The sequence below is a fragment of the Acidithrix ferrooxidans genome, assembly GCF_000949295.1.
Lineage (GTDB): Bacteria > Actinomycetota > Acidimicrobiia > Acidimicrobiales > Acidimicrobiaceae > Acidithrix > Acidithrix ferrooxidans.
The window spans coordinates 43,130-54,440 of the sequence record NZ_JXYS01000080.1; the positions used below are offsets into that span (position 1 = coordinate 43,130).

Annotated in this window: 12 protein-coding genes; 2 read left to right on the forward strand and 10 right to left on the reverse strand. The window is 49.0% G+C overall.

The genetic code is table 11. The features are described 5' to 3' along the window. The 10 genes from fliK to AXFE_RS12675 are packed head-to-tail and all read right to left on the reverse strand — an operon-like array spanning position 1 to position 9,180. On the reverse strand, positions 1 to 1,698 hold the full coding sequence (gene fliK, locus AXFE_RS12630) for a flagellar hook-length control protein FliK (protein WP_052606321.1): 1,698 nt from the start codon (positions 1,696 to 1,698) through the stop codon (positions 1 to 3). After that, positions 1,695 to 2,915, reverse strand: coding sequence for an NlpC/P60 family protein (locus AXFE_RS12635; RefSeq protein ID WP_152626078.1), 1,221 nt, complete (start codon positions 2,913 to 2,915; stop codon positions 1,695 to 1,697). Before AXFE_RS12635 ends, fliK begins: the two co-directional genes overlap by 4 nt. Beyond that, entirely contained in the window at positions 2,912 to 3,349 is a 438-nt protein-coding gene (locus tag AXFE_RS12640) for a hypothetical protein (RefSeq protein ID WP_052606322.1), read from the reverse strand. The genes AXFE_RS12635 and AXFE_RS12640 overlap by 4 nt, the downstream gene beginning before the upstream one ends. Then, on the reverse strand, positions 3,346 to 4,668 hold the full coding sequence (locus AXFE_RS12645; protein WP_052606323.1) for a FliI/YscN family ATPase: 1,323 nt from the start codon (positions 4,666 to 4,668) through the stop codon (positions 3,346 to 3,348). Before AXFE_RS12645 ends, AXFE_RS12640 begins: the two co-directional genes overlap by 4 nt. Continuing rightward, positions 4,668 to 5,354: a FliH/SctL family protein gene (locus AXFE_RS12650; protein WP_052606324.1), complete on the reverse strand. Its 687-nt coding sequence runs from the start codon at positions 5,352 to 5,354 to the stop codon at positions 4,668 to 4,670. Before AXFE_RS12650 ends, AXFE_RS12645 begins: the two co-directional genes overlap by 1 nt. After that, positions 5,354 to 6,358, reverse strand: coding sequence for a flagellar motor switch protein FliG (gene fliG / locus AXFE_RS12655; RefSeq protein ID WP_160291853.1), 1,005 nt, complete (start codon positions 6,356 to 6,358; stop codon positions 5,354 to 5,356). Before fliG ends, AXFE_RS12650 begins: the two co-directional genes overlap by 1 nt. A gap of 5 nt (positions 6,359 to 6,363) precedes the next feature. Then, complete coding sequence (fliF, locus tag AXFE_RS12660) at positions 6,364 to 7,896, reverse strand: flagellar basal-body MS-ring/collar protein FliF (RefSeq protein ID WP_052606326.1); 1,533 nt, start codon at positions 7,894 to 7,896, stop codon at positions 6,364 to 6,366. Between the two features lie 19 nt (positions 7,897 to 7,915). Then, positions 7,916 to 8,317, reverse strand: coding sequence for a flagellar hook-basal body complex protein FliE (locus tag AXFE_RS12665; RefSeq protein WP_052606327.1), 402 nt, complete (start codon positions 8,315 to 8,317; stop codon positions 7,916 to 7,918). Between the two features lie 42 nt (positions 8,318 to 8,359). After that, positions 8,360 to 8,803, reverse strand: a complete 444-nt coding sequence (locus AXFE_RS12670) for a flagellar basal body rod protein FlgC (RefSeq protein ID WP_052606328.1) — start codon at positions 8,801 to 8,803, stop codon at positions 8,360 to 8,362. Then, positions 8,803 to 9,180 (reverse strand): flagellar basal body rod protein FlgB, encoded by a 378-nt coding sequence (locus AXFE_RS12675; RefSeq protein ID WP_082058730.1) that lies wholly within the window; start codon positions 9,178 to 9,180, stop codon positions 8,803 to 8,805. The genes AXFE_RS12670 and AXFE_RS12675 overlap by 1 nt, the downstream gene beginning before the upstream one ends. A gap of 832 nt (positions 9,181 to 10,012) precedes the next feature. On the opposite strand from AXFE_RS12675, the gene AXFE_RS20070 reads away from it, so the two are divergent. Together AXFE_RS20070 and AXFE_RS12680 are read left to right on the forward strand one after the other, a co-directional pair. After that, positions 10,013 to 10,171 (forward strand): hypothetical protein, encoded by a 159-nt coding sequence (locus AXFE_RS20070; RefSeq protein WP_160291854.1) that lies wholly within the window; start codon positions 10,013 to 10,015, stop codon positions 10,169 to 10,171. Between the two features lie 7 nt (positions 10,172 to 10,178). After that, the gene (locus AXFE_RS12680) at positions 10,179 to 11,192 is read left to right on the forward strand and encodes an IS3 family transposase (protein ID WP_052606330.1); all 1,014 of its coding nucleotides are present in this window, start codon (positions 10,179 to 10,181) and stop codon (positions 11,190 to 11,192) included. Positions 11,193 to 11,311 lie beyond the last annotated feature (119 nt).

Below are 11,311 nucleotides of genomic sequence, written 5' to 3' on the forward strand. Positions count from 1 at the left end.
TCAAAGACGCATATCAAGTACGTGATATCCGCTGATCAAAACTGAAGAAAGCGAAGCGGGCGAGGGCTGTTGATTTTCGATAGGTCCGTCTAGAACGGCTGTGGCGGCCGTTGGTGAAAATGCGCTCGGGGTAGGACTTCTTTGCCCAAACGAGCGATTCTGCGAAAAATCTAAGTGGGTAGATAGGCCAGATGCACTCGTAAGTTCACTCGTGAGTTGGCCAGCATGTCGCAATAGAAGGGAATTAGTTGCTGAATTGCTAGAGGTCAAAGAGACCACTAGACCGCCTGAATCAATGGTCATATGTGCTGTGATTGGTCCAAGATTTGGTGGTGTAATAATAAGTTCCACATTTGCGCCCATCCCAGCCTTAATCCCCAATGTTGCTATCGCACTTGAGATAGCTTCAGAAGGTGCAAGGGGCGTCGGAAATGAAATGGTCAAAGTCTTCGGCGCGCCAGAAGTTGGGTCGTTTGATGCAATAGTTCCAAAGTTGGCTAAAAGACTAGCCAACTTCTCTTCTGAGGGGCCAACTGTGGCAACGCTTGGTTGGTTCTGTGTTCCTGGGGTTAAATTACCAGAAGTATGACTCTGAGACGCAGCCGCCTTAGTAGCTTCGCCAACCAAGGTTGAAGAGATACCAGAAGCACCTGATCCGCCAATCTGTGCTGAAGAAGAAGTCATTTTAGAGCCGCTCATAAGTGCACTAGTAAAATCAATAGGGGCTGCACCTTTAGAAGACGCCTCCTGTTGACTTTGACTAGAAGACAAAGGCTGACTCACACTCGATGCATCTTGGGTTTGGTTAGGGACTGTTTTGGCTAAATTCTCTCCCAAAACAAAAGTCGGACTGTTTGAATTTTGAATCGCCTTATTAGAGGCCGTCGCCTCCGGCGCAGCAGCAGTGCTGGATTTGTTTCCAAGCTGATTTGGCAAAAGAGCACTCTCTGACACTGAGGCACTAACCAAAGATACCGAAGCACCTTGCTTTGATGCACTTTGGACGCTTTGGCCATTGGTGCTCGAAGATGCCACCTTACTTGAGAGATTGGAAGCACTCAATGCAATCGTGATTGGTGCAAGCTGATTCGACAAAATCTGATTCGGAACAGTGGTCGACTGTGCCGGTGACCCTATCGAATTACCAGGTGATGAAATAGGTTTCGACTTTGATTTGGTAGCTGTGGTTGTGGTTGTCTTCGTAGGTTGCTTGTCCAAAGGCGCGCCAATTGTAGTTATTGGCTGGGAATTTGAATTTGCGAGATAAGCATTTTTGGCATCCGAAACAACACTGGCTAAAGACGGATTAGTCGCTGGTCCAGTGCCATTTGCGACACTGACATCTGTCAGCATCACTGTCGAAATAGCAGCACCTTTAGGACCATTATTCACCCCATTCGAAGAACTATTCGCGACCGCAGGGCTCTTTGAGGTCGCATCTTGACTCTGAGAAGAGGTAGGTGTGCTCATATTGGTTTGGGAAGCAGATGCCCCTTGGCCGATAGTGTCACTGACGCGAGAGATAGTTTGAGACGAAGAACTTGATGCAGCGTTAGATGTTGCAGCATTGGGAGGGGATGTCGCCTGCGAGATCGCATCTAAAAAAGAGGAACCGCCTGACGAGGAGGACCCATTTGAATTTGGCGTTGAACTTACTGTAGAGCTAGAGGACGAATTGGATGCAGAAACACTTATCATGCAGCTGCTCCTTTCATATTCTGAAGTACCGAGGTGACGTAATTTTGAGTTTCTGGATACGGAGGAATTCCTCCATAGGCTCTTACCGCATTGTCGCCGGCATTATAGGCAGCTGCAGCTAAAGCCGGGGTCTTGAAGGCTCCAAGCTTTTCGCTGAGCAACTGAGCAGCGCCATAGATAGCTTGGGTTGGATTCATTGGGTTAATTCCAAGACCGCTAGCCGTTGATGGCATTATCTGCATTATGCCTTGGGCGCCCGCCGACGAAACGGCATTTGGATTAAAGTTTGACTCGACTTTAGCGATTGAAAGCAACAAGTTCACATCAATGTGATTTGCCGCAGCCGCAGCCTGGAAGGTCGGAAGGTAGCTTCCAGCTTGGCTCACCAAAGAAGGATTTGCTGTTGCGCCAGTTATTCGCACAATTGAAGTAGGAGTGCCAACCGAATTTACCTGAACGTTCTGGCCTGCTTTTGGAGCATCGATCATCTTTCCATTACCTATATAAATGCCAACGTGATAAGCAGGGCTTCCATAAAAGATCAGATCGCCAGGTTGTGCAAGTGCCAATGATGCAACTGGGGTTCCTGTGCTCTGTTGTTGAGCCGCGGTTCGAGGAAGTGAGACGCCGAGATCCGAAAATACCTTTTGCACCAGGCCCGAGCAGTCAAATCCTGTTGATGGAGAGGCCCCACCCCATTGGTAAGGCACACCTAGATATTGCATAGCATCACTAACTACAGATGCACCATTTACGACAGGCGCGCCCCCTGTGATAGTTCCGCTCGAAGCTACAGGAGACGCTGGAGATGTAGCAAACGTAGGAGATGCAGGAGACACAGAGGGGGTAGTAGATGGTGAAAATGCCCAATTGCCTGTGGCGAGAGCTTGTGCGCCGCTGGGTGATGTGGGCTGTGATGGAACTTGAGAAGTTACCGCTGCCGCATTAGATAAATTTGTCGCCGATGGATTTGCCGCATTATTTAAGTTCTGCAATAGGTTTGCGCCATTGATCAATCCGCTAGGAGTCGCAGATGCTAAAGCCGAGGCAAACGATGCACTTGAAGGTACCGCTGCATCAACGCTGCTTGCCAAGGTCTTGCCCATGTTAGAGATGGAATTTATGGTAGCCAAAATGCCTGAAATCGCACTTTGGCTCATTTGGACCGATGGGTTCACAGAAGAAGAGCTCGATGGAGCGGGGCTAACCATACTCATTGTTCGTCCTCTCTCTTTCTCATATACCACATAACAGATCCAACTTCATCGTTTTCCATCTGTTCAAAGCGTGTTAGTTCCTCTATGTAGCTTCTATAATCGCGTTCCTCTAAACGAGAAAGCGATTCGAATGAACGCTTTTCAACGGTCCACTTACCCTTTGCACTATCTCTCTGATCAAGAGCAATCGACTTTTCTCGCTCAGAAAATTCCAGGGCTTCCACTCCGTTTAGCTGAAGGGCGAAGGTGCCTTGCAACTCCTCTTTGGAAGAGGCATTAAAGCTCATGGCAGATAAAGAATGAGACCTCGTCTTCACCTGGACCTCCGCGAGACGAACGATATTCTCCTGAGTTAAAAGCTGTGCCCGAGCCACCTCCTCGCGCATCTGAGCAAGGCGCATCAGCCGCTCCAGGGAAAAGACGAACTTCTTCATCGAGACACCTCTTCGTAGGAGGAATTCAAAATCTCACCAAGTCGCCCAAAGGCTAGATCCACATCACTTTGATCATCGATAGTCTGACGTAAGAATTCATCCAGTCGTGGTTTGACTGAGATAGATAGGTCGATCTCAGGATTAGAGCCACGCTGATAGGCACCTACCTCAATTAGATCGCGCGCCTCGCGATAGGTGGCCATCAACCTTCGAGATCTTGTGCACAAGGCTCTGCGTTCAGGTGTCAATATTGCGCCTTCAAGACGAGAGATCGACTCCAATACATCAACAGCTGGATACTGACCTGAGGTAGCTAACCGCCGTGACAAAACAATATGACCATCCAAAATCGACCGTGCGGCATCTGATATTGGCTCGTTCATCTCATCGCCATCAACCAAAACTGTGTACAAACCAGTTATGCTACCTAATTCGGAGTTTCCAGCTCTCTCGAGCAACTTAGGCAAAAGGGCAAAGGCAGATGGTGGATATCCCCGTGTAGCTGGTGGCTCGCCGGCACTTAATCCAACTTCTCGTTGAGCCATAGCTAAACGCGTTAGCGAATCCATCATTAGCACTACTGAGTTGCCCTGATCCCTAAACCATTCTGCAATACGAGTAGCGGTAAATGCGGCCCTGATTCTCACCAAGGCAGGTTCGTCAGAGGTAGCCACCACAATTACCGAACGCGCCAAGCCGTCAGTCCCAAGATCGTTCAAAATGAACTCATTTACCTCCCGACCTCGTTCGCCTATGAGTGCGACTACATTTATATCGGCCGCGCTACCGCGAGCTATCATCGACAGCATTGTGGACTTGCCGACTCCAGAGCCAGCAAAGATCCCAAGGCGCTGGCCAATTCCACAGGGAACTAAGGTGTCAAGCACCCGTACGCCTAGAGGGATCTGACGTGAGATCGTTCCTCTCGCCATGGGACTTGGCGGCTCTCCATGAACTGATATCACTTCGCCACCACTAATAGGCTTACCGCCATCGATCGGGTACCCTCGGGCATCGACCACTCGCGACAAAAGCGATTCGCCGACTCGAATTGTTGGTGGCCGACCTGCTGGCATTGCAGAACTTCCGAAACGAAGGCCACGTAAATGACCAAATGGAGTGCAAATCAAACGCCCCTCTCGAACGGCCACTACTTCTGCTTCCATAAAACCATCATCTCGTTGGACCATTACCAAGTCGCCAATTGCCGCGCTAACGCCTTCTATCTCAAGCTGAAGGCCGGTGATTCGAGAGACCTTCCCAACTGGGCGAAATGCTGCTCCCTCACGAAGGGCATCTTTGATAGAACTAGGTATCATTAGTCGTTTCCTAGTTCATTAAGGACTTCCCTCATGCGAGCCAATGCTGAAGAGATCTGAAGATCGAGTTTCATGGAATCCGCCTCTAATATTGCGGCGCCAGCCTCTATATCCGGATCTTCAACTAGCAAGAGTCCTGACGGAGGTGGAATCTTTCGCTCTTCAAAGGCGACTGAAACCACTTGGAAATCTTTAGGATTGAGTCGAATCGTGACAGCTTTAGCATCGATACTCATGGAGATGGTACTCTTGAGCACCTCGATCAATCTCTGACGCTGATCGAAGATAGGGGCAGATAACACTGCTTCCACCAAGTCAACCACGAAGGTAGCTAGGTCGGTTGACTCAGTCATCTCTAGGATTTCGCTCTTTGACGAGATTGACTCGATGGCTTGAGAGAGTGACGATATTGCTGAATCAAAGGCTCGAACCTTTGCTCCAAATTCACTTTGGGCTTGTTCTCTTGCTTCGTTGTAACCCTTTAGCCTTCCCTCCTCAAATGCATCCTGGCGTATTCTCTCTTTTTCTTGGGATTCGAAGCCTGATGAGGGATTCCCCTCGGATGAATAAGATGCAACCGATGGTAGCTCAAGTGGTGAGATCAGCTCTGGATTATCGCGCATTGCTCCAAATCGCAAAACAGCTCTCGTAGATGCGTCCATATTTTCATATCGATTGCGGCTCATTAGATCATCTCCTCATCGTTTCGAGTGAGAACAATCTCTCCAGCTGACTCCAATTCGCGTACAACCCTAACGACCGCCGACTGTGCCGCTTCAACAGCTGAAACCCTCATAGCACCAAGCGTCTCGATCTCATCGACCAAGTCCCCAGCAGCACGCTCTGACATATTCTTTAGGACCTTTTCTCTCATGTCGTTTGGAACACCCTTGAGTGCGACGGCTAGATCCTTAGGCACAACCTGCCGAAGGATGCGTTGAAGCGTTCGATCGTCCAAATTCATCACATCTTCAAAGACAAACATCTGCGTTCTAATTCGGTCAGCCAATTCAGGATCCATGGCATCTAAGTCGCTTAGGATCCTCTTTTCTGTATTTTGCTCTGCCCGATTCAGCATCTCCACAACTGCTGAGACCCCACCTCTGCTAGAAGTTTGCCCAGCTTTTGCCAGACCAGCAAGCTTTCTCTGCAAGACCGATGCAGCAAGCTCTAGAACCTCTGGGTCAACTCGCTCCATGTTGGCTATTCGCCTAGCTATATCGGCGCGCGAAACATCCGGAAGTGCAGACAAAATTGCAGCCGCAGTATCTGGGGACAAAAAACTTAGAATTACTGCGACTATCTGCGGGTGCTCATCTTGAAGGTAAGAAGCAGTCTGGCCCGCATCCACATGTGCCAAAAACGAAACCGGATTATTTGCCTGAGATCCAGAAAATTCATCAAGTATCTCTTCGGCCGCCTGGGCTCCAATTCGAGAGGCCAAAAAATCCCTGGCGGTGTCAACTCCGCCTTGGGTGAGGTTTCTAATTCCAGCCAAAGAATTAATAAAGTCATCAGCAATTTGACGATTCAGATCATTTTCAATCTTTGGAAGGCGCGCTATTTCGAGCGTGAGCGATATCGCCTCAGTCTCCGACATCGATCGAAGGATCCGACCAGCAACATCTCTTCCGAGTTGCACCAAAACAATGGCTGCTCTTTGGGTTCCTGTGAGTTCGCTGGCTTTCACCGCCATCATCCCGCCTTTACGGCTGAAGTCATCCAGACTCGAAGCAGCTTGGCGACATCTTCAGGCTGGCTCTCTATAAAGCTCACAATTTCAGTTGAAATCATCGGAGCTTCAGCAGGTGGAAGTTGACGAACCTGTGCCTCTGGAATCTCATCGTAATAATCGCTATAGGCAGGAATATCTATCTCGGCTCGAACCTCTTTTTTGGACGATCGAATGACAAAGAACATGGCCAAGATCACGCCTAAGACTAGCAGTGCAGTCTTTATCAGGGAATAAAGCGATGATGCAGAAGACGCTCCAACAATCGGGGTAGTCTTAGGTAAAGCGCTAAAGGGCATTTGAACAACCGAGATAGTATCGCCCCTGGCCGCTACAATTCCGGCAGCCGCCGAGACAAGTTGCGAGACTCGCGCCGGGGTCACACCTTTTACCTTTGAGTTCAACAAAACTGCGACGCTCAGCCGCTGAACCTGCCCTGGTGCTTGGGTGGTGCTTTGGTTGATTTGGCCAAGGGCGTAGTTGGTCGTGTTGTTGGTTTGCTGGTAGGTGGAATTAGCAGCACCGGTAGCGGCATTAGTCGTGATACTTCCCAGAACTCCACCTGTTGGGGATCCAGTTCCGCTAAAGTTCTGAGTTGCAGTTTGAACCTGCGTTGGAACCGTGATCGGAGTTCCCTTAGGGTTAGTCTGAACAGCTTGACTCTGAGTGGTGACTTGATTGAAATTCAGGGTTGCAGCCACGCGAACCACGGCGTTGTTAGCTCCCACCAAGGGAGTCAGAAGAGACTCTAGAGCGGTCTGAAGGTTCTGGTCATAAGCAGTAGTAGCTGCTGAATTGGTCGAAGACGCAGTATTCATCCCCGGTGCTGAGAGAACATTTCCATTTGAATCAACGAGGGTGATGTTTGATGCTGAAAGATTTGGAATCGACGAAGCCACTAAATGGACGATCCCTTGGATTTGCGTAGCGCTAAGAACAGTCCCGGTAGCCAGTGTTACCAAAACCGAAGCAGATGGCTGTTGGGTATTTGAAATCGCAAAGACATTGTTAGAGACCAACGCAAGGTTGACCTGAGCCGCAGTAACACCTTGGATTGCTTCGATCGTAGAGGCGAGTTCTCCTTGCAAGGCACGCTGGTAGTCGGCTTGCTGTGTGAGTTGCGAGGCAGTAATTCCGACTTTGTCCAAGATCGCAAGGCCAACCGTCGAATTGGCTGGAAGATTTGCTTGGGCCATATTTAGGCGCTGCTGGTAGACATCTGGCTGTGGGACCATAATTGTGGCTCCACCGTCAGCTATTTGATACGGAACGCCCGCCGCCTGAAGCTTTGCCGTCATAGCAGCAGCGTCAGATGCTGCCAACCCAGTAAACAAAGGAGCATAACTGGGCTTAGATGCGTACTGGGAATACACAAATCCACCAAGCGCTAGAGCCGCTATGGCAAGAACTGTGAGAACTTTTTGACCGGACGTAAAGCCATTTGCGAACCTTACGCCATATTGCCTAAGCGATCCTACGCTATCTGAAACTGCCACTTTAGTACCTAACTATTTCTTAGACCGGCATGGCCATAATTTGATTGAACGCTCCAACTCCAGCAGTTTTAATTGCCGTCGCTACTTGGGTATCCAAAGAAGCCTGCTGTGCTGAGATCATCGCGTCAGCGAGATTAGCTTGACCGGTAGAGACTTGAAGTGCTTGAGAACTTGCCTGGTTCTGAACTGAAGAGATCGAATCCACAGCCGAAGCGAGGGCATTACCGAAGCTAGAAGTTCCACTGGTAGCTGCAGCCCCTCCGATTGGCTGTATTGCGCCGATGCCAGGGTTTGTGGCAATTGCACCTGTCGCAGATGAAGAATTAGTCGAGTTAGGAGTCGTGATTTGATTCAAAGGGGACAATCCGCTCTGAAGTGGTGGGATCGATGGAATGGCGGAGATAGCCGGAATCGCAGTCATGGTAGTCTTTCTCGGTAAATAATTTAGGAAACTTTTCGCTTACTATACAGCGAGCGTCAATGCGGATTGATAGATCGACTTCGCATGGTTGATCACAGCAACATTGGCTTGATAGTTTGCCTCAGCGATGTTCAAGTTTCCAAGCTGATCGGCAAGACTGATCCCTGGAGTGCGCACATAGCCACTTGCGTTAGCTACCGGGCTCGTTGGATCGTAGGTGAGAACTCCATTTGGAAGATTCGTCGTAACAGCTGCGACGTGCACACCCATACCATTTAGGGGAGATGTTGGAATTGCACTCTGAGAGGGACCGTATCCTGTTGGTACCGCTCCCGGTGCGGCTACGATCTCCTGCTGCAAAAATGGCGTTTTCGCTGGATTTACCGCGTCGTTAATATTGGCGATATTACTTCCAATTGCATTCAACCAGGTTTGATTAGTATCAATGCCAGAACCAGAAATTGACAAAAGGCCAAACAAAGACATTAGTAGGACCCTCCCGCTGAACCACGCATTAGGTGATATTGGTTATTGATTTCAGCAGAAGCTGATTGATACCAGACCGTAGATTTTTCAATTCCAACAAGCTCTTGGCTCATGGAGACGTTGTTTCCATTTGTGGAGGGCAATCTACTTGAACCTGTTATTGCCACCGAAGCCACAGCTGGAGCACCGCTTGTGCTTGACGCCAGCGCGCTCTGTAGAGAAGATGCAAAGTCAACCCTAGAAGCAGTGAATCCAGGCGTACTGACATTTGCGATATTATTTGCCTGAACATTCTGCTGGATCGTCAGGCCATCTAATGCGAATTGTAATGCTTGAACTACAGGTCCACCCATTAAGTACTCACCGAAATCCTTCATTTGGACACAAATGTCCGAATCCGAATACGGCCCTTCCTGGGCTCCTATTGCGCTATCCTGCTCGCACTATTGTTTTCGGTGTCAATTGAACAGTACTTAAGGCAATTTCCAAATAATTTGGATACAAAGGGTAAAAATCCGTTAAGCCAGTGCTGGTATTGAGAATTCACTTATAACGATAAGAGCCAACAATCGACTCTCCCCTGGCAATCGGCCGGAGCAACCATCTTTATTTATTCCAATCCAAGCAAGCGATTACTTGAATCTCTTCAGGTTTTGACCTTCCAAAACAGATCGCTATAGAATAAATACCGCTCATAAAATCTCATGCGTTTCACAACTTCTCGCTCAAGTTAACGGGTTTCAATCCTCTCGTTGAGTATTTGTTCCTTTACCGTCACGGACATCTATAGCAGCCTGTGACGCATCAAAGCACGAAAGCGTCTTGGGTGACATTTAGTGATTCTGAGCGACAGGATGACTAGACGGTCAGTATCTTTATGTCCGAAGTCAAGGATATTTACCCTGGTGGTCATTGACCCTTCCTAATGCGCAGTCACGAACTTCGGGGGAGTACTTCTTTACTCTGCCACAATGATAATCCCTTGACTGAAGGCCAAGAAGTCACTAAGAGTTTTGAGATGAATTAATTGGTTGTCCAAATTATATAACTTGAGTGTGGTCGGCTCGCATAGTTGCCACCTGCAAGTCCGTAACTATGAGAAACATATATAGCGACTTAGCCAACCCACAAAACAAATAAATTACCCCGGTTCTGTTGGCGCTAAAGGAGAAAAACACTAATCTGAAACAAAGCAAATGTGCCAACTATATGGACACTCACCGTCCTGGATCTGATCGAAAGACCTATTCGTATATCAACTCCAACTCTTCATTACCTGAGATATGTGGTATCGATCCCCTAGCCCTCAGAGTCTTTGCCGGAAAATCTACTACAGTCATATATAGGGCGAGGATAGAGGAGTCATGAAAAAGGTATACCCAAGAGAACAAAAGGAACGAGTGCTGAGGCCAATAGCGCTGGTGTCAACCTCTCTTGCGCAGTAAGGGAGGTGGGAATCTGCGAGAGCACCTATGAGCGTTGGAGGAAGGCAGGTGGAGTGGATGCCACCAAAGCATCACCTAAGGAGATCTCAGATGCGATCCTCGAAGATAAACGACTCACCAGGGTCTATCCAACCCCACCTAATGCCCTGAGTGATCAAGAGAGGGCCGAGATCCTAAAGGTGTGCGCCAGTCCTGAGTACCGCTCACTGCCACCGGCTCAGATTGTCCCAGCTCTAGCGGATCAAGGAGTCTATTTAGCATCAGAGTCCACCTTCTATCGGGTCTTAGGAGACGCGGGACTCAATAAGCGACGAGGACGGGTAGCGCTGCCTCGTAGGCGTTCCAAGCCCAATCATGTAGCCATGGGACCACGTGAGGTTTGGGTCACCGACATTTCCTACCTGCCAGGGCCTATCAAAGGTCTCTTCTACTACCTGCACTTCATTATGGACCTGTACTCCAGGAAGATCGTCGGCTATGAGATCTACGAGAATGAATCATCTGAAAATCTAGCAACTGTCCTAAAGAGGGCCACTTTGAATGAGGGTTCACTCGCTCCTTCTGTACTACATTCAGACAACGGTTCACCTATGAAGGGGACAACCCTAGTGGCACTGTGTTACCTACTTGGTATAGCTGCCTCCTACTCACGTCCCAGGACGTCGAATGACAATGCTCACATGGAATCGATGTTTCGCACAGTCAAGTACTGTGCGAGCTATCCCCACGATGGCTTTGCCTCCCTCATGGCGGCAAGGGTCTGGATCGAGGGATTCGTCCAGTTATACAACGAGGAGCACCATCACTCTGGCTTGAACTTTGTGACCCCAAACCAAAAACACAACGGCGAAGATGTCATGATCCTCGCCAAGCGAGTCAAGGTCTACGAGGAGGCCAAAGCCAAGAATCCAAAACGATGGATCAATGCCAACACCCGGAACTGAAAGCCAGTTGTCTCTACGTCACTTGTTCCAACAAACCAGACAACGACAGCATCAAAGTCCACCACTGCAGCGTCTGATGCATTGTCTGATTTGAACCTAACGAGTCTGCCATGAGTGCC

Coding starts and splice junctions, on each gene's coding strand:
- AXFE_RS12635 (WP_152626078.1), bottom strand. CDS start 2,915: ATGAGTATGGTTAGCCCCGCTCCATCGAGCTCTTCTTCTGTGAACCCA.
- AXFE_RS12650 (WP_052606324.1), bottom strand. CDS start 5,354: ATGAGCCGCAATCGATATGAAAATATGGACGCATCTACGAGAGCTGTT.
- AXFE_RS12670 (WP_052606328.1), bottom strand. CDS start 8,803: ATGTCTTTGTTTGGCCTTTTGTCAATTTCTGGTTCTGGCATTGATACT.
- AXFE_RS12675 (WP_082058730.1), bottom strand. CDS start 9,180: ATGAAGGATTTCGGTGAGTACTTAATGGGTGGACCTGTAGTTCAAGCA.
- AXFE_RS12640 (WP_052606322.1), bottom strand. CDS start 3,349: ATGAAGAAGTTCGTCTTTTCCCTGGAGCGGCTGATGCGCCTTGCTCAG.
- AXFE_RS12645 (WP_052606323.1), bottom strand. CDS start 4,668: ATGATACCTAGTTCTATCAAAGATGCCCTTCGTGAGGGAGCAGCATTT.
- AXFE_RS20070 (WP_160291854.1), top strand. CDS start 10,013: ATGGACACTCACCGTCCTGGATCTGATCGAAAGACCTATTCGTATATC.
- fliK (WP_052606321.1), bottom strand. CDS start 1,698: ATGATAAGTGTTTCTGCATCCAATTCGTCCTCTAGCTCTACAGTAAGT.
- AXFE_RS12665 (WP_052606327.1), bottom strand. CDS start 8,317: ATGACTGCGATTCCGGCTATCTCCGCCATTCCATCGATCCCACCACTT.